This window comes from Mycobacterium farcinogenes, assembly GCF_019739075.1.
In the GTDB taxonomy this organism is placed as follows: Bacteria; Actinomycetota; Actinomycetes; order Mycobacteriales; family Mycobacteriaceae; genus Mycobacterium; species Mycobacterium senegalense.
On record NZ_CP081673.1, the window covers coordinates 2,314,246 to 2,338,819 of the forward strand.

Here is a 24,574-nt window from a genome sequence, read left to right on the forward strand (position 1 = left end):
CGCCTAGACCACCGGCTCCTTGATGAGATTGATGTAGGCCGCACCGCTGTCGAGCACGCGCGGTTGCTTCCACACCTCGACGGGGAAGCTGACCTGGACGATCGACTGTCCCAGGTGCACAAGCGCTTTGGCGTCGTCGGGCATGCTCGCCAGCGGGAAGCGCGCGTCGACGTAGACCATGATGTCCTCGAGCCGGGCCATGCCGGCATCGTAGAGCTCCTGCATCTCGTCCATCGTGGAGTTGAGACGCTTCTGATAGCGCTCCTCCTCGGTGGGCAGGCACCAGTCGCTGAACCGCTCCAGGTCGGCGAATTCCTCGGGCAGCTTAGACATTGACTTCATCCTTCTTGTCAGCACCGGCGTGCTTGCCGTTGGTCGAACCGTTGCCGTTGGCTTTGGCCTCTTTGTACCGGTCCACGTACTTATGGGCGGTGTGGTGCAGGTGGCGCAGCAGGATTTCCTGGTCGCACAGCGGGAAGTCGAGCACGGCGCGGGTGCCGATCTGGGTCTGGGTGGCTTCCAGCGTGTTGGCGTCCTGGAACGCGTACTCCTTGAACGTCACCGCCGCCAATTCCTGGGAGAGCCGCTCGCGCAGGTTCTTCGGCGGCACGAAGTACAAGTCGGCCTCGAAGATATGGCTGTCCACGCCAGTGGGCCAGTAGTTGTAGGTCAGGTACCAGCCCGGGGCCCAGAAGAGCAGGGTGAAGTTCGGGAAGAACTCGAACGAGTCCTGGCCCCAGGTCGCGTGCCGGCCGGGGTTGATCGCCGGTGGCAGCTCATCGGGCAGAATGCCCTTGATATCGGGGCGATCCCACGGTCCGAACAGGCCACTGTGCAAGATGCGCTCGATGGGCTTGACCATCTTGAGGTCCTTGGGCGGGCTCATGCCGCCCCAGGAGGAGATCATCGAGTGATCGCCCTTGATGTCGTAGTGCAGCGCCTCGAAGCCGAACTTGGCCAGCTTCTCGGCTTCCTCCTTCTCCGCCTGCTTCATGTGCAGGATCGGCGCGTGGTAGAACTCGACGAACGCGTCGATGAACAGCTTCCAGTTGGCCTTGATCTCCGAGCGGTAGCTGTAGTGCTCGGTCATCTCGTGGAAGGGGTAACCCTTCAGGCCCTCGCCGAATTCGCCCAGGTACTCCTCGAGCGAGACGGCGTCGTCGTCGAAGTTGACGAAGATGAAGCCCTCCCATACCTCGCAGCGCACCGGCTTGAGCGGGTAGTCGGCCTTGTCGACGTCGAAGAACTCCTGCTCCTGCTGGATGAAGGTCAGGTCGCCCTTGAGGTTGTAACGCCAGGCGTGGTACTTGCAGACGAACTGGCGGCAGCTACCGGAGACCTCCTCGCCGGGGTAGTCGTTCCAGACCAGCTTGTTGCCGCGGTGGCGGCACAAGTTGTAGAACGCGCGGATCTGTTCGCCGTCGTTGACGATGATGATGGACGTGCCCGGGCCGACCGACGGCAGCTCGCGGGTGATGTAGCTGCCTTTCTTGGGGATCAGCTCCACCCGGCCCATCTGTAGCCAGGTCTTGCGGAAGATGGCCTGCTGCTCCAGCTTCCAGTGCTCGGGGTCGATCGAATCCTCGTAATTGACTGGTGCGGTGCCGAGTTCGGGCCAGTTCTCGGTCCAACTACCGACAGCCGGCTTCGGGAAGAACGCCATCATCTACCTACTTTCTTTCTCAAGCCTTGTGCGGGCTCAGTGGCCGGATTCCGGCGCGATTCCAAAGGTGTTGTAAGCCATGGCCATCAGGCCATAGCCGCCGATCGTGAAAACCAGGTCCATCCGCTGCTGCTCGGAGAGGTGCTGGCTGAGGGCGGCCCAGGTGGCGTCCGATATCCGTGAGTCCGCATCGAGTTCGTCGACAGCGTCGATCACGTGCTGATCAAGCGGCGTGACGCCCTCGCCGCTGGTGCTGCTGGCGATCTGCTCATCGGTGAGACCCTCGGCCTTGCCGATGAAGGCGTGGTGGGTCCACTCGTATTCGCATTGCTTGCGATGGGCGATCCGCAGGATCGCCAGTTCGCGCATCTGCGCGTCGAGGGTCGAGCGGAACAGCAGGTGATTGCTGAACCGGAGGAACGCCTTGGTCAGCGCGGGGTGGCGGGCCAGGGTCGAAAGTGCGGTCCCCGCACCCTCGGGGTTGAGCCGCTCCTCCGGAAGCATGACCGACAGTGCTCGTCGCACATCGTCGTCCCACTCCTCGGCGGGCAAGGGGGCCAAGCGCACGGGGCGGTTCTCCTCTCGATGACCCAGCTGTGACTCTCGGTTGCGAGAATCAGGTTCTCATTTCCGACTAAGAGGTTTCCATCTTTTGCGTCGATGGTCAACAAGAACGTGGCGGTCCATCCGGTGACCTGGCCAAATCTCCTCGTCAGCGGCATCAGACATTGATTCTCTCTAAGCGAGAAGCTAGTTTTCTCTCATAGAGAACCAATGTGACGGTCCACGGAACGGAGCGAGGCAGTGAACAAAGACGACATGATCTTGATCAGCGTCGATGACCACATCATCGAACCGCCGAACATGTTCAAGAACCACCTTCCCGAGAAGTACCGTGACGAGGCGCCACGTCTGGTGCACAACCCCGACGGCAGCGACACCTGGCAGTTCCGCGACACGGTGATCCCGAATGTCGCCCTCAATGCGGTGGCAGGCCGCCCCAAGGAGGAGTACGGACTGGAGCCCCAGGGGCTCGATGAGATCCGCAAGGGCTGCTACGACCCCGACGAGCGGGTCAAGGACATGAACGCCGGCGGCGTGCTGGCCACCATGAACTTCCCCTCGTTCCCAGGCTTCGCCGCCCGGTTGTTCGCCACGGACGACGACGAGTTCTCGCTGGCACTTGTCCGGGCCTACAACGACTGGCACATCGACGAATGGTGCGGGTCCAACCCCGGTCGGTTCATCCCGATGGCCATCCCGGCGATCTGGGATCCCCAACTGTGTGCCGACGAGGTGCGGCGGGTGTCGAAGAAGGGCGTGCACTCGCTGACGTTCACCGAGAACCCGTCGACCCTGGGCTACCCGTCCTTCCACGACCTGGAGTACTGGAAGCCGTTGTGGGAAGCTCTGGTTGACACCGACACCGTGATGAACGTGCACATCGGGTCGTCGGGAAAACTGGCCATCACGGCCCCCGACGCCCCGATGGACGTGATGATCACACTGCAGCCGATGAACATCGTGCAGGCCGCTGCCGACCTGTTGTGGTCCGCGCCGATCAAGGCCTATCCGGGACTCAAGATTGCGCTGTCCGAGGGCGGCACCGGCTGGATTCCCTACTTCCTGGACCGGGTGGACCGCACCTACGACATGCACTCGACCTGGACCCATCAGGACTTCGGCGGCAAGCTGCCCTCGGAGGTATTCCGGGAGCACTTCATGACCTGCTTCATCTCCGACCCGGTCGGGGTGAAGAACCGCCACGAGATCGGCGTGGACAACATCTGCTGGGAGATGGACTACCCGCACAGTGACTCGATGTGGCCGGGCGCGCCCGAGGAACTGCACGCGGTATTCGACACCTACGACGTCCCGGACGACGAGATCAACAAGATCACCCACGAGAACGCCATGCGGCTCTACCATTTCGAGCCGTTCGCGCACATCCCGAAGGACCAGGCCACCGTCGGCGCGCTGCGCAAGGCCGCCGAGGGGCACGATGTCTCGATCCGCGCTTTGAGCCACAAAGAGAAGACCGGCGCCACCTTCGCCGACTTCCAGGCCAACGCCAAAGCCGTTGCCGGCGCACGAGACTGAACGCCGAGACTTCTCGGCCGAGAAACTAGGAGAGCACCAGAAGTGTCCGGCGGTATGAACTTCGAGCTGACCGAAGACCAGCAGCTGATCCGCAAATCAGTGGCGGAGCTGGCAGGCAAGTTCGACGATCACTATTGGATGACCAAGGACCAGGCCCACGAGTTCCCGCAGGAGTTCTACGACGCCATCGCCGGCGGCGGCTGGCTCGGTATGACGATCCCCGAGGAGTACGGCGGGCACGGCCTGGGCATCACCGAGGCCACCATCCTGGCCGAGGAGGTCGCCCGGTCCGGCGGGGCGATGAATGCCGCCAGCGCGATCCACATGTCGATCTTCGGGATGCAGCCCGTGGTGGTGTTCGGCTCCGAGGAGATGAAGAAGGAGACCCTGCCGCGCATCGTCAACGGTGACCTGCACGTGTGCTTCGGCGTCACCGAACCCGGTGCGGGACTCGACACCTCGCGGATCACCACGTTCGCCAGAAAAGACGGCGACAGTTATGTGGTCAACGGCCGCAAGGTGTGGATCTCCAAAGCGCTTGAGTCGGAGAAGATCCTGCTGCTCACCCGCACCGAGTCCCGCGAAGACGTCGAAAAACGCGGGGGCAAGCCGACCGACGGGCTGTCGTTGTTCTTGACCGACCTCGACCGCGATCACGTCGAGATCCGGCCCATCAACAAGATGGGCCGAAACGCGGTGAGCTCCAACGAGCTGTTCATCGACGACCTGCGGGTGCCCGCCGAACACCTCATCGGTGAGGAGGGCAAGGGGTTCACCTACATCCTGCACGGGCTCAACCCGGAGCGGATGCTCATCGCCGCCGAGGCCCTCGGCATCGGCCGCGTTGCGCTCGACCGAGCGGTCAAGTACGCCAACGAGCGAGTCGTTTTCGACCGGCCGATCGGCATGAACCAGGGCATCGGATTCCCGCTGGCGGACTCGTTGGCCCGCCTCGACGCCGCCGAGTTGATCTTGCGCAAGGCCACCTGGCTCTACGACAACGGCAAGCCCTGCGGGCGCGAGGCCAACATGGCCAAGTACCTGTGCGCCGACGCCGGGTTCGGGGCGGCCGACCGGGCGCTGCAGACCCACGGCGGCATGGGTTACTCCGAGGAGTACAACATCTCGCGCTTCTTCCGGGAGTCGCGACTGATGAAGATCGCACCGGTGAGCCAGGAGATGATCCTGAACTTCCTGAGCGCCAACGTTCTCGGCCTGCCCAAGAGTTACTGAGGAGACAGCTACACCAATGAAGACCTATTTCGACCTGACCGGACGTTCGGCGCTGGTGACCGGTGCCGGTGCCGGGATCGGCGCCGCCGTTTCGGAGGCCCTGGCCGCGGCTGGTGCCTCGGTGTTGGTGACCGACATCAGCGGTGAGGCCGCGGCCGCGGTCGCCGAGCGCATCAACACCGCCGGGGGCAAGGCCGACAGTGCGGCGCTGAACGTGAGCGACCGCGAGGCGGCCGAAGCCGCCGCTGCCCAGGCGGCCGCACTCACCGAGGGCAACCTGCACATCCTGGTCAACAACGCAGGCGTGACCTCTCCGGCCATGTTCCCCAAGCTGACCGACGAGACGTTTCGGCTCACGTTCGACATCCACGTCATGGGCACCTTCCACGTCACGCAGTCCGCACTGCCGCACATGCCCACCGATGGCACCGGCCGCATCATCAACGTGACATCGTCGGCCGGCATCACCGGCACCCTTGGCCAGGTCAACTACTCAGCGGCCAAGGCCGGCCTGATCGGCATCACCAAATCCCTCGCTCGTGAGCTGGCGCCCAAGAACATCATGGTCAACGCGCTGGCTCCGCTGGCGGCCACGCCGATGACGGAGACGATCCGGACCAACGAAAAGTTCGCGGCCAACATGATGAACCGCATCCCGCTCAAGCGCTGGGCCGAGGCCGACGAGGTCGCGGGAGCCTTCGTCTTCATGGCATCGGATGCCGCGTCGTACATCACCGGGCAGGTGCTGCCGGTCGATGGCGGCATGGTTATGTGACCCTGTGAGCGAGTTGAGGAGCGAATCGTCGAGCACAGCGGCTGAATCCGCTTTGCCGCTGGCCGGAATCACCGTCATCGCCATGGAGCAGGCGGTGTCCGCGCCGATGTGTACGCGGGTACTGGCCGATTTCGGCGCCCGGGTGATCAAGATCGAGAACCCCAAGGGCGGCGACTTCGCCCGTGACTACGACACCGTCGTCAACGGGATGGCCGCGCACTTCGTGTGGGCGAACCGGGGCAAAGAATCGATCACCCTCAACCTGAAGTCGCCCGAAGGCATGGAGGTGCTGCACCGGTTACTCGACGGGGCCGACGCGTTCGTGTCCAACTTGGCCCCGGGTGCCACCGCGCGGCTCGGGTTGTCGCCGGCCGAGCTGAACGTGCGTCACCCGCAGGTCATTCCGCTCGAGATCGACGGATATGGACCGGGTGGCCCGTTGTCGGAGAAGCGGGCCTACGACTTGCTGGTGCAGGCTGAGTCGGGATCGTGTGCCGCCACGGGGTATGCCGGGATGCCGGCGAAACCCGGTGCCGCAGTAGCGGATATCACCACGGGGCTGTACTCGGCGCTGTCGATCATGGCGCTGCTGCTCGGACGGGCCCGCACGGGGGCCACCGCCGCGGCTCCGGCGGTTGCGGTCAGCTTGTTCGACACCATGACCGACATCATGGGGTACCAGCTGACCTATACCCAGCATTCCGGGATCGACCAGATTCCGCTGGGCATGAGCTCGCCCGCGGTCGCGCCCTACGGGGCGTTCGACACCCGCGACGGACAGACGGTGGTGCTGGGCACCACCAACGACCGCGAGTGGCAGCGGTTGGCCCGCGAGATCATCGAACGTCCGGACCTGGCCGATGACCCTCGGTTCGCCACGAACTCGGACCGCTGCGCACATCGCGACGAGCTCAACAAGGCCATCGAATCATGGTGTGCTCAGCATGATCTCGATGACATCCAGCGGACAGCCGACGAGGCCGGGATCGGTAACTCGCGGTACAACCTGCCCAGTGAGGTGATCGAGCATCCGCACCTGAAAGCCCGCGACCGTTGGCGTCCGGTGGCCACTCCGAACGGTGAGATCGCCGCGCTGCTGCCGCCGCCGGTGATCGCCGGGATGGAACTGGGCATGGGCCCGGTACCGGCCCTCGGTGAGCACACCGATGCCATCCTGGAGGGAATCGGCTTGAGTGCCGAGCAGATCGCAGCCCTGCGGGAGCAGGGTGCCATCGGCCCCGCCTACTCACAGTCCTGATCAACAGAAGCGGAGATTCCCATGCGTGAAACCGTCATCGTCGAGGCCGTCCGTACCCCGGTCGGCAAGCGCAACGGCGGGCTGTCCGGATTCCACGCCGCCGACCTGTCGGCACTGGTGCTCAACGCGCTGGTGGAAAGGGCGGGTATCAGCCCCGACATCATCGACGACGTGGTCTGGGGCTGCGTCTCGCAGGTTGGCGATCAGTCCAGCAACATCGGTCGTTACTCGGTGCTGGCCGCCGGATGGCCCGAACACATCCCGGGCACCACGGTCAACCGGGCCTGTGGATCCAGCCAGCAGGCATTGGACTTCGCCGTTCAGGCCGTGATGTCGGGCCAGCAGGACGTCGTGGTCGCGGGCGGTGTGGAGGTGATGAGCAAGGTCCCGTTGGGGGCGGCGCGGGCCACCGGCACCCCGTACGGGCCGAAGGTGTTCGAGCGGTACAAGGATTTCGGGTTCAACCAGGGCATCTCGGCCGAGATGATCGCGCAGAAGTGGGGTTTCAGCCGGACCCGGCTGGACGAGTATTCCGTCGCCTCGCACGAGCGGGCTGCCGCCGCTCAGGACCGTGGTGCGTTCGAGAACCAGATGATCACCGTGTTCCCCGACCCGGCCGACCAGTTGGATCCGGTGGTTGCCGATGAAGGCGTGCGTCGGGGCACCACGGTGGAGAAGCTGGCCGGCCTCAAGCCCGCATTCGCCGAGGACGGGGTGATCCACGCGGGCAACTCGTCACAGATCTCCGACGGGGCTGCGGCGCTGCTGGTGATGACCGCGGAAGCGGCTGTGGCCATGGGCCTTTCGCCGATCGCGCGCTACCGGGCAGGCGCGGTGACGGGCGCCGACCCGGTGCTGATGCTGACCGGGCCGATACCGGCCACCGAGAAGGTGCTGCACAAGGCGGGCGTGCGGCTGGACGAGGTCGGCGTGTTCGAGGTCAACGAGGCCTTCGCCCCGGTGCCGCTGGCGTGGCTGGCCGAGACCGGTGCCGACGAAGCCAAGCTGAACCCGCTCGGTGGCGCCATCGCACTGGGCCACCCGCTCGGTGCCTCGGGTGCGGTCCTGATGACCAGAATGATCAATCACATGCGCGACAACGGAATTCGTTACGGCCTTCAGACCATGTGTGAGGGCGGCGGTACCGCCAACGCCACGCTGGTCGAGCTCATCGACTGACGCTAGGGAGAAGTAGTGCAACGCAATCTGTTCACCGAGGACCACGAGGCATTCCGGGCGCTCGCGCGCGATTTCATCGAAAAAGAGGTCGTCCCCGCCTATCCCGAGTGGGAGAAGGGCGGGCGGATGCCGCGTGACGTCTTCAAGCAGATGGGTGAACTCGGCATGCTCGGCATGGCGATTCCCGAGGAGTACGGCGGCGCGGGGATCGACGACTACCGCTACAACGTGGTGTTGCAGGAGGAGGCCGCCCGGGCGCTGGTGACGTTGTCGACGGTGCGGACCCAGCTCGAAGTGATCCTGCCGTATTTCCTGCACTACTCGAACGAAGAGCAGCGGCAGCGCTGGTTCCCCGGGCTCGCGGCGGGCACGCTGCTGACCGCGGTCGCCATGACGGAGCCGGGTACCGGGTCCGACCTGGCCGGTATGCGCACCACCGCGGTGCGGGACGGCGACGAGTACGTGCTCAACGGCGCCAAGACGTTCATCACCGGTGGCATCCAGGCCGATCTGGTGGTCGTGGTGGCGCGGACCTCCACCGACCCGGAGAACCGGCGCAAGGGATTGACGCTGCTCGTCGTGGAAGACGGCATGGCGGGCTTCGAGCGGGGCCGCGAGCTGGAGAAGATGGGCTGCAAGGTGCAGGACACCGCGGAGCTGTCGTTCACCGACGTGCGGGTTCCCGTGGCCAATGTGCTGGGTGCCGAGGGCGAGGCGTTCAGCTATCTCGGCCACAACCTGGCCCAGGAGCGGCTCACCGTCGCAGTGGGCTCTGTGGCGCAGGCCCGCTCGGCGATCGCCGCGGCGATCGACTACACCAAGGATCGCAAGGCGTTCGACCAGCCCGTGGCGTCGTTTCAAAACACCAAGTTCGAACTCGCGGCGTGCTCGACCGAGGTCGAGGCGGCCCAGGCGATGCTCGATCGGGCGGTGGCGCTGCACGTCGATGGCGAGCTCTCCGGTGCCGATGCGGCGCGGGTGAAACTGTTCTGCACCGAGATGCAGGCGCGGGTGATCGATCGTTGCCTACAGCTCTTCGGCGGGTACGGCTACATGATGGAGTACCCCATCGCCCGGCTGTACACGGACGCCAGGGTGGCCCGGATCTACGCCGGCACCAGTGAGGTCATGAAGGTGATCATCGCCAAGTCTTTGGGGCTCTGACCAGGCGCGCCCGCCGGCAGTGACGGCCGTCGGGAAATACTTCCGCTGAGACCCTTGTCACACCGGCCAAACCAACTTACTGTGTGTTCACTAGGTTGGTTCGACGAAGGAGTCCGGTGGCTGCGGTGGTAGGGGCAGAGGCATCTTCTGTGGGGGCGAGGCCCTACGAGACGCTGCTGGCCAAGGGGGAAGACCGCAGGCAGCGCATACTTTCCGTGGCTGAGAAGCTGCTGGCGCGCAACGGTTGGCGCAACACCTCGCTGGCGCAGATCGCCAGGGAGGTCGGCGTCACGCCGGCCGGTCTGCTCCACCATTTCGAGTCCAAAGAGCAACTGCTCAACGCAGTGCTCGATGCTCGCGATCACGATGACGACACCCACGCCGACCGCTCCGGCGACCTCGCTGAGGAGATCAAGCGGGTCGCAGAGCGGTTCGTCCGGGCGCCCGAGCTGGTCGGCACCTTCACGGTGCTGCTCGTCGAGAACATCCAACCGGACGCTCCACTGCACGATCGTTTGCTGAAACGGCAGCAGGCTGCGCGCGACATCGTCACCGACATCATCACCCGCGGCCAACTCAGCGGCCGCTACCGCTCCGACTTCGACCCGGCCACCAAGGCCGTGGAGATCCTGGCATTCATCAATGGAATGGAGACCTCATGGCTACTCGATCCCTCGCTCCCGTTGACGGAAGTCTTCAACAGCTACGCGGAGATGCTGGGGAGGGACCTGGGGCAGGGCCTCGGGAAGGGCACGGAGCAGCCGGTCGGCCGCAACGGGGCGGCCGTCCAGTGAGATTGGAGGACGACATGCGGTATCGGCTTGATGTGGTCGCCCCCTGCGTGGTCGACGCGGTGCGGTTCGCCGGTGGGTGGCTGGTCGACCGGGTGATGGCGGGATGGGATGTCACGGTTCTGATCGGCGCCGACGAAGACGTCCGTCCGCTGGCGATCCTCGGCGTGGAGACCATCGCTCTGGAGTCGGTGCTGGAGTCCTGGGAGGACCGGCCGCATCCGCAGACCGTCGCAGTGGCCGCTGATCTCTTCAACGCCGACGAGCGCGTACGGCGGGGCGTCCTGGGCGCGCTGGAGCAGGGCCACACCGAGGTGACGTTGTGGGGCGACGAGTGTCCGGCGGATTTGAGCGTCGACCCGGTTCGTCACGAATTATCTGCCGCCGCACGAGCTTTCAAAGCCCAGGCGCTCGCTGCGGTAAACCACCCCGAGGCCCGCGGCGTCGGACACACTGAAGCATTTCGATGCGGCACGATGATCAGCCGCTCGGTGCCCGCCGACCTGATTCCGGCCAGCTGACGGAGCGTTCCTGCCACCGGCAGATCAATTTCTGCCACCGGAATTAACCCTCTGACCTCGATGTTTGATGGTTCAGATCGACGAAATGGCAACACCGGATCGTCGGCCTGTGGAGCCGTAGCGCGATGCTCGACGCCACCTTCAACTCATCGGAAGAGGGCACCACAATGAAGAAGATCGGATTCGCCACCCTGATTGCCGGCGGGCTGAGCGCAGCGGTTCTCGGCTTGGCCGCACCCGCCTCGGCCGAGCCTGTCACCCCGGTGGGGCCGCACTACAGCGTCGACAACCACGATGAGGTCAACACCACCAACGGTTTCGTGGATCTTCCCTTCTGACCTCTTCAGGCTGATCCGTCGACCCTGCGAACAGATCGCCGACACTGCGTACAGATCGCGAAAATCACTAAATTCGCGATCTGTACGCAGTCTCGATGTCAAACGGGCACTATACGAAGGTGGGCATCGCGGCCCAGCCGCGCACCGCGGCGGTTTCCGACGGTTTGGCGTTGGCCCAGTCGACCTCCCATTCCGGGAAGCGTTTGAGGATCTCCTCCAAGGCGATACGACCTTCCAGCCGGGCCAGTGCGTTGCCCATGCAGAAATGGGTTCCTGCACCGAAAGTCATGTGGGACTTCTGTTCCCGGTGAATGTCGAAGACGTCTCCGTCAGGGGCGAACCGGCGATGGTCGCGGTTGGCCGCACCGACCAGCATCAGCATCGCCGACCCCTCGGGCACGGTCTGGCCGTAGTACTCGACATCGCGGGTGACATAGCGCGCGATCTGCAGGGCCGGCGGCTCCCAGCGCAGGATCTCCTCGATCGCCTGGGGGATGAGCTCAGGGTTTTCCACCAGCTCGCGACGTTGGTCTGGAACATCGGCCAGCGTCTTGCCGGCCCAGCCGATCAGCCGCGTGGTGGTCTCGGAGCCGGCCGTGGCGATCACCGTCAGATACAGCAGCAGCTCGTCACGGCGCAGCGTGCGTACAGTGCCGGTTTCGTCGGTGAACTCGGCGTTGAGCAGATCGGTCATGATGTCGTCGGACGGGTGCTGGGTGCGCCAGTCGATGAACTCCGCGAATACCTCACCGGTGGCCAGGGCATCGACCGTCTGCCCCTGCAGGGTCTCTTCGCCATGGTCGGTGATGGCGCGCTGCCGGTCTTCGGGGATGCCCAGCAGCATGCCGATGACGCGCATCGGCATCTGCTCACCGAGATCCTGCACGAAGTCGAAGCGATCCGATCTGACGAGGGGATCCAGGCAACGCGCGGTGAACTCGCGGATCTGGGGTTCCAGCGCCAGCACCTTGCGCGGGGTGAACACTCGCGACAACAGGTTGCGGTGGATGTTGTGGATCGGCGGATCCTCGAAGATCAGGGTTCCGGGCGGAATCTCCATGCCGGACTTGATGATCTCGAGTAGGGCGCCGCGTCCCGAGATGAATGTCTCGTGGTCGATGACGGCCTTGTTGACGTCGTCGTAGCGGCTCAGAGCGTAGAAGTCGTGCTGCTCGTTGTAGTACAGCGGGGCTTCTTCCCTGATTCGGGCGAAAACCGCGTACGGGTCCATGTTGAGCTCGACGCTGTACGGGTCGTAGTACAGATCTGGTTCGGCTGGCGCGGTGGGCGCTGTCACGGGGCCTCCATCGGGTGACAGGAGTGCTGATGCGGGCTGTTTCCTGAGCACTTGCTTAGCAGGTATCCGATCATCATTACAGTTAGTCGGTGAAGTGTAAATAACTGTCGCTACGGACCGATGGGAAAGTCATGGCCGCTGAGCAAGTAGTACGAGCCGAGATCGCCGCGTGGGCAAGCAATGACGTCGACGAAGTCATGAGTCACTTCGCCGACGACGCCACCTTCGACATCGGGCCCGATTGGCCGAAGCTCTCGGGACGCGAGGCGATCCGCGAGATGATGAAGGCGTTCTTCGCCGGGGGCACATGCGTGGACCTCGAAGTCCTGCACCTCGCCGTGGACGGAGAAGTCGTGCTGATGGAACGGCGCGATCATTGGATCGTCGACGGCAAGCAGAAGAGCTGGCCGGTCATGGGCGCTTACGAGGTGCGCGACGACAAGATCACGGCTTGGCGGGAGTACTTCTATCCTCCGAAGGAGTCCTGAGGTCGATCACGATCTTGCCCACGGCCCGTCCCTCGGCGACCTGTTGGAGAGCGGCCGCTGCCTGGTCCAGCGGGTAGACCGCGCCGATATGCGGCCTGACGGATCCGGTGGACAGCAACTCGCGTAGCTCGGCTTCGTTACGGGCGAACTCGTCCGCGGCGACGTCCTGGAACTGAAAGCCGAGCACATGAATCCCCTTGACCAGTACCAGGTTCAGTGGGATGCGCGGGATCTCGCCCGAGGCGTAGCCGATCGTCACGAACCGGCCGCCGCGGCGCAGCGACCGTAACGCCGGCTCGGACAGATCGCCGCCGACCGGATCGAGCACGGCGTGCGCGCCGTCGGGCAGGGCTTCCCGAAGCGCGGCGCGTACGTCGCTGCAGGTGTGGTTGACCAGCGAGACGGCACCGTATTTTGCAGCGGTGGAGAGCTTTTCGTCAGATGAGGCGACTGCCGTGACCCGCGCGCCGAGCGCCGCAGCGAGCTGCACGGCCGCCAACCCCACGCCGCCGCCGGCGCCGAGCACGATCACGTCGTCGTTGGGTTGGATCCGCGCCATCGATCGCAACGTGTGATAGGCGGTGCGGTGAGCCACCCCGAATGCCGCCGCGGTGCGATCGTCCACGCCGTCGGGAATACGAGCCAACCCCGGCGTGGCAACACACACCTGTTCGGCGAACGCACCGAACAGCCCGGTGCCGGTCACCCGATCGCCGACGACGAAAACGTCAGTGTCAGAGGCGACCTCGGTCACCACCCCGGCGAACTCACTACCCGGGATGAACGGCACCGGCAGGTGAATCTGGTACTTGTCGGCGACCAGCAGCACATCGGGGAAGTTCACCGCGGCTGCGCCGACCTTGACCCGTACCTGGCCGGACGCCAGCGGGGGAGCGGGGACGTCTTCGATCCGAACCACATCCGGCGGTCCGTACCTCGGGCAGACGGCGGCTTTCACCGGTAGTCGGTGGATTCGGCGAGATCGGCGGCAGCGCGCATCAGCTCGGTGACCACCGGTCCGAACGCCAGCAGCTTCTCGTCGTCACCGGCCCGCTGGAAACCCTGCTCCAGGACGATCGCCAGCTTCCACTTGGCCAGCACCAGGTAGTAGTCCAGATCATCGACTTGGCGTCCGGACACTTTGGCGTAGTGCGCGACGACGTCGTCGCGCGACGGCATCCCGCGCATGTCGACGTAACCCATCTCGGAGGGCGCCGGATTGTCCGTATGGGCCGGCCAGCTCTGCACCATCCAGGCCAGGTCAAGCTTCGGGTCGCCGACAGTGCCCATCTCCCAGTCCACGATCGCGGCCATCGTGGCCGGGGCGCCGTGGCGGTACATGACATTGGCGAACTGGTAGTCCCCGTGCATCAGGCCCGGGATGAAGTCGAGCGGCTTGTGCGTGCGCAGCCAGTCGGTGGCCACGTCGAGCCCGGGCAGTTCACGGTTCTTGATGCGGTCGAGGAACCCGATCCAGCGGTCGACCTGGCGTTCGTGGAAGCCGTCGGGCCTCCCGAGATCGCTGAGACCTTTGGCTTGCCAATCGACTTTGGAGAGCAGCGCAATACCCTCTGCCAGTTGGTAGCTCAGCGCGGGCCGGGTGCTCAGGTCGCTGTTGAAGGGCTCTGGCCAACGGCCGTGGGTGTCCATCGGGGACCAGCCGTCGACGAATCCCATCAGGTAGAAGGGCCGGCCCAGTACATCGGCATCGGCACATACCCCGACCGCGGCGGTGTGCGGGACATCCGTGCCGTCGAGCGCTTCGATGATGCGCCATTCGCGCAAGATGCCCTTGTCCCGGTCCGGTGGCGCGCCGGCCGGTGGCATGCGCAGCACGCAGGTGTGCTCACCACGGCGGATCGCATAGATGACGTTCTGGGTGCCGCCGGACAGGAAACGGGCCTCCAGCGGCTCGCCTTTGCCGGCCAGGCCCGCGTTGTCCATCCAATCGGCAAGGCGCGCAACACCGATCTCGCTCACAGATTGCCCACCTCGGCCTCGAGGTATTCGGCGAACTTGGCTTTCGCCGCTTCGCGCTTGCGCGGGATCCATTCGGTGGGCCAGGTATCGGTGGTCGGTCGGTAGTCGCGCAACACCTGCCGGGCGACGGTGGTCTTGTGTACTTCGGTCGGGCCGTCGGCCAGGCCCATGACCGCGGCGCCGGTGACCATGCCGAGGAACGGCATCTCGTTGGTGACCCCGAGTGCGCCGTGGACCTGCATTGCCCGCCAGGCGATGTCGTGCAGCACGGTGGGCATCGCCACCTTGACCGCGGCGATGTCCTTGCGGACCAACTTGTAGTCGTTGTACTTGTCGATCTCCCATGCGGTGTAGAGCACCATCAGCCGGAACTGCAGCAGCTGGGCATAGGAATCGGCGATGTAACCCTGGACGAACTGCTTGTCGGACAACCGACTGCCCTGGGTCTCGCGGCTCAGCGCGCGTTCGCACATCATGTCCAGTGCCTTCTGGGCCAGGCCGATGGTGCGCATCGCGTGGTGAATCCGGCCGCCGCCCAGCCGCGTCTGGGCGATCACGAACGCCTGCCCCTCGCCGCCCAGCAGGGCCTCGGCCGGTACGCGCACGTTGTCGTAGTGGATCAGCGCGTGGCTGCCGTGGTTGTCCGCTTCGCCGTACAGTCCGACGTTGCGGACGATCTTGACGCCAGGGGTGTCGGTGGGCACCAAAAACATCGACATGCCCTGATAGGCGCTGACCTCGGGATTGGTCACCACCATGACGATCAGGAACGACGCCGTTGCGGCGTTGGAGGAGAAGAACTTCCAGCCGTTGATCACCCAGTCGTCCCCGTCGCGCACAGCGCTGGTGGTGAACAGCGTCGGATCGGCACCGGCGTGCGGCTCGGTCATCGAATAGCAGGAGAACAGCTCACCCTCGAGCAGCGGATGCAGATATTGCTTCTTCTGCTCCTCGGTGCCGTAGTGCGCGATGATCTCCGCGTTGCCGGTGTCGGGTGCCTGACATCCGAACACGATCGGAGCCCACTGCGAGCGGCCGAGGATCTCGTTGAGCAACGCCAACTTGAGCTGTCCGTAGCCCTGCCCACCCAGTTCCGGGCCCAGATGAGTGGCCCACAGGCCCTTTTCGCGCACCTGTCCCTTGAGTGGGTCGATCGCCTCGCGGCGCTTGCCCTCCAGTCGGGTGAACTGCAGGTGCGGAAAAGCAAGGTCGAGCGGCTCGACCTGTTCGGTGACGAACTGATCTGCCCAGTCCAGTAGTTCCTGATACTGCGGGTCGGTCTCGAAATCCCACGCCATCGGGGGCCCTCCGAATCTAGTTGGTGTTGTTGAAGCCGGTGATCATCGCGCCGATATCGCGCGCGACGACGTCTGTGAACGCGCGGTCGCCGAAACTGCCGCCGGCCCAGTGCCGGACGCCTTCGCTGACCAGGATCTGCGCCAGCCGGGACAGGTGACTGACGTCGACGTGGGACGCGAGCTTGCCGTCGACCTGTGCGCGGGTGAACAACTCGCCGAACATGTCGGCGCCCTGTGTGTCCGGGGCGAGGTCTCCGGCCAGGATCCGGTGCTCGTGCCGGTAGCCCTCGAGGATCGTCTGGACGATCAGTTCGGGTGGATTGCGGGCCATGGACCGTTCCAGGCTGCGCAGCGCCTCGGTGACCACATCCATGACGTCGTAGTCGCCCACCAGCAGCGATTTCACTCGCTTCTGCGCCAGCCGGGTCGAGGTCAGGCCGACCTCGAACAGCACGTCTTCCTTGGCCGGGAAATAGAAGTAGAAGAGGGCCCGGGACACCCCCGCGGCGCGGCAGATGTCGGCGACCGTGGTCTTGGCGTAGCCGTTGGTACGCCAGAGCGCCATCGCGGCCTGCACCAGATCGCGCTTGGTCTGGTGCGACCGTGCCCGCTGGAAGGAGGCGCGGCGTTGACTGCTGTCAGCAGTGTCCGCTGCGGTTGCCTTGGGCATAGCCGGACTTTAACAACGGATTCGGCAGTTGGAAATAGTTGACGTCCGTCTAACTATCTCGGTAGGTGTGACTCGGTTGGTGAACCGTGCGGACGATGACGAGGCGAATGGGCCGAGAATCCTATTCTTGCTGCTTGTGCCTGATGGATGGGGTCTGCCGTTGACGGGCATCCGGCGCTGTGGAAATCTACTATTCATAGATGAGAGCCGCATTCTCATATCTGCGGCTGGAACGGGAGCAAAGATGGCGATCGACCCAACCGGTATCGATTTTTTCCGCGATGAACGATTGGTCGACGATCCGTACCCATTCTTCGAGGCGCTGCGGAACAAGTGCCCGGTTACCCGCGAAGACCATTACAACGTGACCATGGTGACCGGCTGGGAAGAAGCCGTGCAGGTCTACAACGACGAGGAGACCTTCTCGTCCTGCCTGTCGGTCACCGGACCGTTTCCGGGCTTCCCGGTTCCACTGGAGGGACGCAGCACCGAAGAGGTCACCGCTCTCATCGAGAAGCACCGCGACGAACTGCCGTTCAGCGATCAGCTGCCGACGCTTGATCCGCCCACCCACACCGATCACCGCTCGCTGCTGATGCGGCTGATCACGCCCAAGCGCCTCAAGGAAAACGAGGACGCCATGTGGCAGCTGGCCGACGAGGTGCTCGACAGCTACCTGGAGCCCGGCCATGGCGAGTTCATCAAAGGCTTCGCCGGCCCGTTCACGCTGTTGGTGATCGCCGACCTGCTCGGTATCCCGGCCGAGGATCGAGAGACCTTCGTCAACGGCATCAAGCAGAACTCCGGCGGCGGGGTCGGCAGCACCAGCAGCGAGTTGTCCCACAGCCCGCTGGAGTTCCTCTATGGCCAGTTCGCCGACTACACCGCCGACCGCCGGGCCAACCCCCGTGACGATGTCCTGACCGGCTTGGCCTTGGCCACCTTCCCGGACGGCAGTATTCCTGACGTCGGTGATGTCGCGCGCGTGGCGACCAACGTCTTCTCGGCCGGACAGGAGACCACGGTCCGGCTGCTCAGTACCGCGCTGAAAGTCCTTGGCGAGCAACCGGAGATCCAGCAGCGCCTGCGCGCCGATCGCAGCCTGATCCCGAATTTCATCGAGGAGGCCCTGCGGATCGAGAGTCCGGTCAAGGGTGACTTCCGGCTCTCACGCTGCCCGGTGACCGTCGGTGACACCGAGTTGAGCGCCGGCACCACCGTGATGGTGCTCAACGGTGCGGCCAACCGTGATCCCCGCCGCTTCGAGGACCCCGACACTTTTGACCCCGCCCGCAAGAACGCCCGCCAGCACCTGGCTTTCGGCCGCGGTATCCACAGTTGCCCCGGCGCCCCCTTGGCCCGTGCCGAAACCCGGGTCGGTATCGAGCGATTGCTGGATCGGACCACCGACATCCGCATCTCCGAGGCCAAGCACGGTTCGGACGGCGACCGCCGATACAACTACATCCCGACCTTCATCCTGCGCGGGCTGACCGAACTGCACCTGGAGTTCGACAGCTGATGCGGGTCAGGGTTGACGAGGACCGCTGTGCCGGCCACGGCATGTGCCTGACGCTGTGTCCCGAGGTCTTCGAGATGTCAGACGACGGCTGGGCCGTCGCCTCGCCCGAAGAGGTTCCCCCCGGATCCGAGGACGCGGCACGCGAAGCCATACAGAACTGCCCGGAACGGGCGATCAGCGAGATCGACAACTAGAGAAAGAGATTCGTCATGGCATCTGCCAAGGGTTACGTCATCATCACCGAGGACATCAAAGACCCCGCCGGCATGGGGGAGTACGCCAAGCTGGCCTCGAAGGCGATGGGCGGGGCCACCATCGTGGCCGTGGACCAGAAACCCGAGGTGATCGAAGGCTCCTGGCACGGGACCCAAACCGTGGTGCTGGAATTCGAGTCGGTCGATGCCGCACGCGAGTGGTACTACTCCGACGCTTACCAGGCGGCTGCCAAGGTCCGGCAGGGTGCGGCCGAGTGCAATGGAGTCATCCTTTCCGGCTTTCCTTCCTGACCGGGCCGGCCGCAGTGCGCTACAGCATCACCTATCCGATGCACACCCACCCGTACCATCCGGATCTGGTGAGTGGCCGCGGAGTTGCGGCGATGGCCGCCGCGGCTGAATCCGCCGGATTCGACGGGTTCGGCTTCACCGATCATCCGGCTCCGTCCCAGCGCTGGCTCGACGCCGGTGGTCACGATGCGCTGGACCCGTTCGTGGCGATGGCCTTTGCCGCCGCACATACGACGACCCTGCGTCTGGTGCCCAACATCGTGGTGCTGCCGTACCGGAATCCCTTCGTGGTGGCCAAATCCGGCGCCAGCTTGGACCTGCTGTCCGGTGGGCGGTTCACGCTGGCGGTCGGAGTCGGGTATCTCAAACGCGAGTTCGCCGCGCTCGGGGTGTCCTACGACGAGCGTGCCTCGCTGTTCGACGAGGCGCTCGAGGTGATCCGGGGAATCTGGACCACCGATGATTACTCCTTCGAGGGCAAGAACTTCAGCGCCCGCGGCATCACCGCGCATCCCCGGCCGGCGGCAAGCCCGCACCCACCGATCTGGATAGGCGGCAACACCTCAGCCGCACGGGCGCGGGTGGCCAAGCACGGCGACGGCTGGTGCCCGTTCGCGGCACCGGCCGGTCTGGCCAAGACGGCGGGAACCGCGGCGATGGACTCACTGGACGCCTTGGCCGCCGGGATCGAGGATCTGCGGGCCAGGCTCGCCGCGGCTGGTCGCGACCCGGACGGAATCGACGTCGTGTTCAACAACTTTGAGGGCGGCAACCCCGGCAGCGACGATTTCGACGCCGACGCGTACCTGGCCGGTGTGGAGAAGCTGGCCGCACTCGGGGTGACGTGGCTGCACGTCACCCTGCCCGGTGACAGCCTGGCGCATGCGCTCGAGGCGACCGAGCAATTCGGCAAGACGGTGATCGCCGCTCAGCACGGGTCGAACTGAGTCGCGCGCAGCGGAAAGGCCGCCTACGCCGGTGTCAATGCGGCGATCGGCGTCGTCGTCGTGGCGTGCACCAGCAGCTCGGCCAGCTCACGCGGACGGCTCAGAAACGGAGAATGCGACGCGTCGATGGTCAGCTGCTCGACGCCGAGACGCTGGGTAACGGTGTCGGCCAACCAGCGCGGCATCGAGCGGTCCTGAAGGCAGCGGATGAAACTGCGGGGGAGATCGGCCGCCCAGAACTGCGGCACCGACACCGGTGTCACCGTGGTGTCGCCGAACCGCTCCGGACCCAGCCGTTCGAAAGCCCACCGGGCCGTTGCCTCGTCACAGTCGTGATAGAAGTACCGCCAGGCCCCGTCGAAGTCAGCGAAGTGCATCGCGCCTTCCTCGTCGAAACGCAAATATCCCAGCATCTCGCCGACGTCGCCGTCGAACTCGCCGCCCAAGTCGTCGTCGGCCGAACGCATGGCCATCGCCTCGGGATAGGTTCGCCCTTCCCGGGGAAGCGCGGCGGCCAGGTACACGATGTGGCGCACCAGGTTCGGGGCTGCATCGGCGGCCAGCGTGGCGTCGAACCCACCACCGGAATGCCCGACCAGCACATCTCCGGCCTGTATCACGTCGACGATCGCGGCGCGCCGACCGGCCAGCGTGGAATCCTCGGCCAGTCGAGCGCCATGACCGGGAAGGTCCACTGCAACGCCCTCGTGACCCAGACCGTGCAACTCGGCGATGGTGCGCTCCCAGCACCAGGCAGCATGAAAACCGCCGTGGACGAAGACGAACCGCATCTGCGGCCTACTCGTCCTTGATCGAGATCGCCTGTCTGGGGCATTGCCGAACCGCTTCGCGGATCTGTGCCTCGTTGTCCGGCGTCACGTCCTCCTGGAGGATGTGCAGGTAATCCTGATCGTCGAGGTCGAAGACTTCGGGGATGATGCCCATGCAGACCGCGTTGCTTTCGCAGATCTCGAAATCTACGTGAACCTTCTTCGTCATCACCTCAACACCTTCACCGGCACATGCGAGTAACCTGCCACGTTCTGCATGTGAACCCGTTGCAGCTCATCCCATTTCACTTCGTAACGAGGCATGAAGTCGAGCAGCTTCTCCAAGGCGATGGCGCTTTCCATGCGGGCCAGTGCGGCCCCCAGGCAGCTGTGGATGCCGTACCCCAGGCCGAGGTTCTGTGCCTCGGTGCGGTCGCGCTCGATGTCGAAGGTGTCGGCGTCGGTGAACGCGTCGGGATCGCGGTTGGCCGCAGCACTGATCAGGAACACCGCCTTGCCCGCGGGAATGGTCCCGCTTGGCACGTGGGCTTCCTTGAGCGTGTAGCGGACGTTGTACTGGACCGGGCCCTCGTAGCGCAGCAGTTCCTCGACAGCGGCCGGGATCTTCTCGCGGTCGTCGAGCAGCTTCTGCCACTGGTCGGGATTGCGGGCGAAGAGCACCATGGCGGTACCGACCAGCTTGGTCACGGTCTCGGCGCCGGCGCCACCGAGAAGAGTGGCGAATCCGGTGATCTCGATGTCGTCGAGGCGGCGCATCTGGCCGTCCTCACCGGGGATCTCCGCGGCGATCAGCCGGCTGATCATGTCATCCTGCGGGTTTTCCCGGCGCTTCTGCACCAACCCGTAGTAGTAGATGCCGGTGTCGATGTTGGCCTGCATACCGGCCTCGGAGTAGCCGATCTGGCCGGGCTCGCGGGACAGGCTGGTGTCGATCCAGTGCCGGACCTGCTGGCGGTATTCCGGGTCGACGCCGGCCATCCGGGTGATGACCTCGACCGGGAACGGGCCCGAGAAGTCCTGCACCACATCGAATTCGTCGGAGTCGATCAACCCGAGGAAGTGCTCGATCTGCTCGACGACGGTGTCGCGCTGGGACTGGATCATGCGCGGGGTGAACGCCTTGTTGAGCAGGCTGCGCATGTGCCTGTGGTCGGGCGGGTCCATGAAGATGATCGACTTCTGCGGCGGCTCGTCACCCTGGACCATGGCCAGGTCGCAGCCACGTGACGAGGAGAACGCCTCGTGGTCCTTCAGCGCCGCCGCGACGTCTTCATGCCGGGTCAGGGCATAGAAGTCGGAGTCCTCGTTGTAGTACAGCGGTGCGTCTTGGCGCATCCGCCGGTACATGTCGAACGGGTTGTTGAAGAACTCCTCGGAGAACGGATCGAAGATCACCTGGGCCTTGGTCATTGGCTGGCTCCTCCTTCGCGGCGGGCTGGGCCGGAAGCGTCGTGACACGTTACGGGAAACTGTTGAACTGTAACGCTAACAGTAATCCTGTTGAGTGTGTTTGAAAAGCACAAAATGGGTGCTGATCAGGTCGTGATGCCGGTTCGGGTCACTTGGTCGCGGCGTCGAGCAGTCCCTCGAGGCGACCGAGGTCGCTGTTCAGTTCAGATGCGGTGCCGCGAACGACGGCGACATCTTTGCCGATGAATTCGCCGACCCGCTCGATGAAGGCGTCCGCTGAACCGGTGGCAGCGATACCGCCCAGGGCGCGACTGGCCGCGCTGCCGTGGGTGAGTGCGGTCAGCAGTGTCGCCTCGTCGATCCCCAGGCGCTCGCCCAGGCGCACGCCCTCGGCGACGACGCCGATCTGTGCGGCGAACAACGCGTTGTTGACCAGCTTCACCCGTTGACCTGAGCCCACTGGGCCGACGTGCAGTACGGGATCGGCATAGGCAGTCAGCACCTCCCGGGCGCGCGCGACGGCGGCCTCGTCGCCGCCGGCGAACACCGTGACAGTCCCGGCCGCGATGTCATGGGGTCCGCCGCTGACCGGAGCATCGACAACGGTGATGCCGCGCGGGGCCCCGCGCTCGGCGAGGGCCTCGGCGGTGCGCGGGCTGCCCGTGGTGTGCAGCACGAGCACCGAACCTTCGGGCATCTCGTCGATCAGATCCGGGCACAGGTCGCGCACCTGCTCGTCGGTGAACACGCAGACGATCGTCACGTCGGCGTCCTCGACCGTCTCGCGCGCCGAGCCGACCGGCTCGGCGCCGAGTTCGGCCACCGCCGTTCTCTTTTCGTCGTCGCGGCCCAAGGCCCGCACCTGGTGGCCGGCGGTGGTCAACCGGCGCACCATCGGCGCACCCATGCGGCCGGCGCCGATGAAGCCGACGCGCATCAGCGGGGATGGTTCATGATGGCCAGGGCGTTGTCCGCGGCGTCAAAGACGGCGCCCTGCGGGGCCGAGGCATCGTCGGCCAGGCTGGCGGCGTGTCGGCAGTCCTTCTGCAGCAGCGCCCCGGCGATCGGCGCCAGGTTGTCGAGCGTGCCGCCGAACATCGCGATGCTGTTGAGCGCCTTGCTGGTAGCCGATCCGCGCGAGATCACCTCGCACAGTGCCTGGCGCGGAACTCCCAGTGCTTCACCGAGTTCCAGGGCACTCATGGCCGCACCGAGGTTGGCGCTGAACAACAGGTTGTTGAGAATCTTGGCGACCTGGCCGGCACCCACACCACCGAGATGCACGATCGGGTCGGCATAGGTGGCGAACACCGGACGCACCCGCTCGACGACCTCCTCGTCCCCACCGACCATGACCAGCAGGGTGCCGGCCGAGGCGGCGGGCTCGCCGCCGCTCACCGGGGCGTCGATGACGGTAACCCCTTGTTTCGCGGCCTGTTCGGCCAGCTCCCGACAGGTGTCGGGGTGCACGGTGGAGTGGATCGCGATGATGCCACCCGGGGCCAGTCCGGCCAGTACGCCGGTCTCGCCGTCGAGCACCTGACGGACGTCGTCGTCACCGACCACGCACAGGCAGACGAGGTCGCTCGCGGCAGCCAACTCGGCCGGAGAGCCAGCGGTCTTGGCTGCGGTGTCGGCGTAGGGCTCCAGCGATGCCGTACGCCGGGCCCACAGCGTGGTCTCGAAGCCGCCCTCGATGATCCGCCGGGCCATCGGCGCCCCCTGGCTGCCCAGTCCGATAAATCCGACTCGCATCAACGTGCCTCCACTTCCACTTCGGTTTTCCCAGTCTCGCGGGCACGGTGGGCCACGCATTCGTCGGCGAACGACAGCACCGTGCGGTGATAGCTCTCCGCGCTCAATCCCACACTGAGGTTGTGCCCGCTGTCGGGGAGTTCGCCGGTCTGTACTCGTGGTGCGGCGGTGAACATCGCGCCGATCGCGGCCAGCGCCTCGGTATCGGATTCCCAGACGTTCTCGTACTCGCCCGCGAGGAACTGCACCGGCACCTTCGTCTGTCCGGCCAGCGCCGGAAAGTCCTGCCGCGACCAGGTTTTGACGACATCGCCTTCGTAGGCGGTGCCACCGGCGGACAGTCCGGCGCCGATCACATCCGGCGGATAGAGGCGGGCCGGCTCCCACAGCAGCTCGCGCAGGCCACGCGGCCGGTTCACGGGTGAGGCGTCCTTGAGCAATTCTTGAGCCGCCGGGTGATAGCGGCGCCCGGTGCCGGCCAGGGATACCCCGAGCACCTCGGGCTGCTGGACGGCGAGGCGCAGGGCCAGCTCGCAGCCCATCGAATGGCCGAGGACGAACAGGTCGGCCGCGCCGGCAATGCGCTGGATTGCCCTGAACGCCAAGGCAACTCGTTGTTCTGGCCGGGCCATGGCATCTGGATAGGCGGCTGACGCGCCGTAGCCGGGACGGTCGAGGGCTACCACCGTGTACCCGTGGTCGACCGCCAGGCGCAGCAACGAGAGTTCGGGGTGACCGGGGCAATCGAAGTACGCAGACGTGGTGGCCCCGCCGTGCAATGCGACGAGGACGGCCCGTGGCTCAGCGGCCTCGGCGACCAGGGCCGACATCGGGACACCGTCGATCATCACCACCCTGGGGTGCGGGGCTGTCTTACTCATGGGATAC

The 24,574-nt window shown here is 65.2% G+C and carries 28 protein-coding genes; 14 read left to right on the top strand and 14 right to left on the bottom strand.

The window, feature by feature from the left end:
- Positions 1-3: 3 nt before the first annotated feature.
- From K6L26_RS10995 to K6L26_RS11005, 3 genes are read right to left on the bottom strand one after another with little or no spacing between them, the layout of a single operon-like run.
- The gene (locus K6L26_RS10995; protein WP_003880135.1) at positions 4-333 is read right to left on the bottom strand and encodes a hypothetical protein; all 330 of its coding nucleotides are present in this window, start codon (positions 331-333) and stop codon (positions 4-6) included.
- Positions 326-1,663 carry an aromatic ring-hydroxylating oxygenase subunit alpha gene (locus tag K6L26_RS11000; RefSeq protein ID WP_043368074.1) on the bottom strand — a complete coding sequence of 446 codons (1,338 nt, stop codon included), beginning with the start codon at positions 1,661-1,663 and terminating at the stop codon, positions 326-328. The genes K6L26_RS10995 and K6L26_RS11000 overlap by 8 nt, the downstream gene beginning before the upstream one ends.
- Positions 1,664-1,699: 36 nt before the next feature.
- Complete coding sequence (locus tag K6L26_RS11005) at positions 1,700-2,230, bottom strand: carboxymuconolactone decarboxylase family protein (protein ID WP_064894126.1); 531 nt, start codon at positions 2,228-2,230, stop codon at positions 1,700-1,702.
- Positions 2,231-2,467: 237 nt separating this feature from the next.
- Here K6L26_RS11005 and K6L26_RS11010 point away from each other — a divergent pair, with 237 nt between their 5' ends.
- The 9 genes from K6L26_RS11010 (at position 2,468) to K6L26_RS11050 (ending at position 11,022) form a co-directional block, all read left to right on the top strand.
- Positions 2,468-3,763 carry an amidohydrolase family protein gene (locus K6L26_RS11010; RefSeq protein ID WP_036393213.1) on the top strand — a complete coding sequence of 432 codons (1,296 nt, stop codon included), beginning with the start codon at positions 2,468-2,470 and terminating at the stop codon, positions 3,761-3,763.
- 54 nt (positions 3,764-3,817) lie between these two features.
- Complete coding sequence (locus K6L26_RS11015) at positions 3,818-4,996, top strand: acyl-CoA dehydrogenase family protein (RefSeq protein ID WP_019349222.1); 1,179 nt, start codon at positions 3,818-3,820, stop codon at positions 4,994-4,996.
- Between the two features lie 16 nt (positions 4,997-5,012).
- On the top strand, positions 5,013-5,771 hold the full coding sequence (locus tag K6L26_RS11020) for an SDR family NAD(P)-dependent oxidoreductase (RefSeq protein ID WP_221853133.1): 759 nt from the start codon (positions 5,013-5,015) through the stop codon (positions 5,769-5,771).
- A 4-nt stretch (positions 5,772-5,775) separates the two neighbouring features.
- Complete coding sequence (locus tag K6L26_RS11025) at positions 5,776-7,029, top strand: CaiB/BaiF CoA transferase family protein (RefSeq protein WP_267890594.1); 1,254 nt, start codon at positions 5,776-5,778, stop codon at positions 7,027-7,029.
- A gap of 21 nt (positions 7,030-7,050) precedes the next feature.
- Complete coding sequence (locus tag K6L26_RS11030) at positions 7,051-8,208, top strand: thiolase family protein (RefSeq protein WP_047037670.1); 1,158 nt, start codon at positions 7,051-7,053, stop codon at positions 8,206-8,208.
- A 15-nt stretch (positions 8,209-8,223) separates the two neighbouring features.
- Positions 8,224-9,372, top strand: a complete 1,149-nt coding sequence (locus K6L26_RS11035; protein WP_221853134.1) for an acyl-CoA dehydrogenase family protein — start codon at positions 8,224-8,226, stop codon at positions 9,370-9,372.
- Positions 9,373-9,488: 116 nt separating this feature from the next.
- Positions 9,489-10,166 (top strand): TetR/AcrR family transcriptional regulator, encoded by a 678-nt coding sequence (locus tag K6L26_RS11040; RefSeq protein WP_411551155.1) that lies wholly within the window; start codon positions 9,489-9,491, stop codon positions 10,164-10,166.
- 14 nt (positions 10,167-10,180) lie between these two features.
- Positions 10,181-10,684, top strand: coding sequence for a hypothetical protein (locus K6L26_RS11045; RefSeq protein WP_019348160.1), 504 nt, complete (start codon positions 10,181-10,183; stop codon positions 10,682-10,684).
- Positions 10,685-10,809: 125 nt separating this feature from the next.
- Entirely contained in the window at positions 10,810-11,022 is a 213-nt protein-coding gene (locus K6L26_RS11050) for a hypothetical protein (protein ID WP_036393222.1), read from the top strand.
- Positions 11,023-11,131: 109 nt separating this feature from the next.
- Here K6L26_RS11050 and K6L26_RS11055 read toward each other — a convergent pair whose 3' ends face one another.
- Positions 11,132-12,319, bottom strand: coding sequence for a cytochrome P450 (locus K6L26_RS11055; protein WP_221853135.1), 1,188 nt, complete (start codon positions 12,317-12,319; stop codon positions 11,132-11,134).
- A gap of 131 nt (positions 12,320-12,450) precedes the next feature.
- Here K6L26_RS11055 and K6L26_RS11060 point away from each other — a divergent pair, with 131 nt between their 5' ends.
- A complete protein-coding gene (locus K6L26_RS11060) occupies positions 12,451-12,807 on the top strand; it encodes an SgcJ/EcaC family oxidoreductase (RefSeq protein WP_221853136.1) in 357 nt (118 codons plus the stop codon).
- On the opposite strand, the gene K6L26_RS11065 is transcribed toward K6L26_RS11060, so the two are convergent.
- From K6L26_RS11065 to K6L26_RS11080, 4 genes are read right to left on the bottom strand one after another with little or no spacing between them, the layout of a single operon-like run.
- Positions 12,764-13,765 carry an NADPH:quinone oxidoreductase family protein gene (locus K6L26_RS11065; protein ID WP_221853137.1) on the bottom strand — a complete coding sequence of 334 codons (1,002 nt, stop codon included), beginning with the start codon at positions 13,763-13,765 and terminating at the stop codon, positions 12,764-12,766. The two genes, K6L26_RS11060 and K6L26_RS11065, sit on opposite strands and share 44 nt — an antisense overlap.
- Complete coding sequence (locus tag K6L26_RS11070) at positions 13,762-14,751, bottom strand: phosphotransferase family protein (RefSeq protein WP_245008744.1); 990 nt, start codon at positions 14,749-14,751, stop codon at positions 13,762-13,764. Before K6L26_RS11070 ends, K6L26_RS11065 begins: the two co-directional genes overlap by 4 nt.
- A 32-nt stretch (positions 14,752-14,783) precedes the next feature.
- Entirely contained in the window at positions 14,784-16,085 is a 1,302-nt protein-coding gene (locus K6L26_RS11075; RefSeq protein WP_221853139.1) for an acyl-CoA dehydrogenase family protein, read from the bottom strand.
- A 16-nt stretch (positions 16,086-16,101) separates the two neighbouring features.
- The gene (locus tag K6L26_RS11080; protein ID WP_221853140.1) at positions 16,102-16,755 is read right to left on the bottom strand and encodes a TetR/AcrR family transcriptional regulator; all 654 of its coding nucleotides are present in this window, start codon (positions 16,753-16,755) and stop codon (positions 16,102-16,104) included.
- 244 nt (positions 16,756-16,999) lie between these two features.
- Between K6L26_RS11080 and K6L26_RS11085 the strand changes: the two genes are divergently transcribed.
- The 4 genes from K6L26_RS11085 to K6L26_RS11100 are packed head-to-tail and all read left to right on the top strand — an operon-like array spanning position 17,000 to position 19,730.
- Positions 17,000-18,277 (top strand): cytochrome P450, encoded by a 1,278-nt coding sequence (locus K6L26_RS11085; RefSeq protein WP_003880118.1) that lies wholly within the window; start codon positions 17,000-17,002, stop codon positions 18,275-18,277.
- Positions 18,277-18,471 carry a ferredoxin gene (locus tag K6L26_RS11090; RefSeq protein WP_019348169.1) on the top strand — a complete coding sequence of 65 codons (195 nt, stop codon included), beginning with the start codon at positions 18,277-18,279 and terminating at the stop codon, positions 18,469-18,471. Before K6L26_RS11085 ends, K6L26_RS11090 begins: the two co-directional genes overlap by 1 nt.
- A gap of 15 nt (positions 18,472-18,486) precedes the next feature.
- Entirely contained in the window at positions 18,487-18,783 is a 297-nt protein-coding gene (locus K6L26_RS11095; RefSeq protein ID WP_019348170.1) for a DUF1330 domain-containing protein, read from the top strand.
- A gap of 14 nt (positions 18,784-18,797) precedes the next feature.
- Complete coding sequence (locus tag K6L26_RS11100) at positions 18,798-19,730, top strand: LLM class F420-dependent oxidoreductase (RefSeq protein WP_085140444.1); 933 nt, start codon at positions 18,798-18,800, stop codon at positions 19,728-19,730.
- Positions 19,731-19,753: 23 nt separating this feature from the next.
- On the opposite strand, the gene K6L26_RS11105 is transcribed toward K6L26_RS11100, so the two are convergent.
- From K6L26_RS11105 to K6L26_RS11130, 6 genes are all read right to left on the bottom strand, one after another.
- The gene (locus K6L26_RS11105; RefSeq protein ID WP_085140443.1) at positions 19,754-20,521 is read right to left on the bottom strand and encodes an alpha/beta fold hydrolase; all 768 of its coding nucleotides are present in this window, start codon (positions 20,519-20,521) and stop codon (positions 19,754-19,756) included.
- A gap of 7 nt (positions 20,522-20,528) precedes the next feature.
- Positions 20,529-20,729, bottom strand: a complete 201-nt coding sequence (locus K6L26_RS11110; RefSeq protein ID WP_085140442.1) for a ferredoxin — start codon at positions 20,727-20,729, stop codon at positions 20,529-20,531.
- A complete protein-coding gene (locus K6L26_RS11115; protein ID WP_076211109.1) occupies positions 20,729-21,931 on the bottom strand; it encodes a cytochrome P450 in 1,203 nt (400 codons plus the stop codon). The genes K6L26_RS11110 and K6L26_RS11115 overlap by 1 nt, the downstream gene beginning before the upstream one ends.
- A gap of 148 nt (positions 21,932-22,079) precedes the next feature.
- A complete protein-coding gene (locus tag K6L26_RS11120) occupies positions 22,080-22,868 on the bottom strand; it encodes an NAD(P)-dependent oxidoreductase (RefSeq protein WP_085140441.1) in 789 nt (262 codons plus the stop codon).
- On the bottom strand, positions 22,868-23,686 hold the full coding sequence (locus tag K6L26_RS11125) for an NAD(P)-dependent oxidoreductase (RefSeq protein ID WP_036393245.1): 819 nt from the start codon (positions 23,684-23,686) through the stop codon (positions 22,868-22,870). The genes K6L26_RS11120 and K6L26_RS11125 overlap by 1 nt, the downstream gene beginning before the upstream one ends.
- Entirely contained in the window at positions 23,686-24,567 is an 882-nt protein-coding gene (locus K6L26_RS11130) for an alpha/beta fold hydrolase (RefSeq protein WP_085140440.1), read from the bottom strand. The genes K6L26_RS11125 and K6L26_RS11130 overlap by 1 nt, the downstream gene beginning before the upstream one ends.
- Between the last annotated feature and the right edge of the window lie 7 nt (positions 24,568-24,574).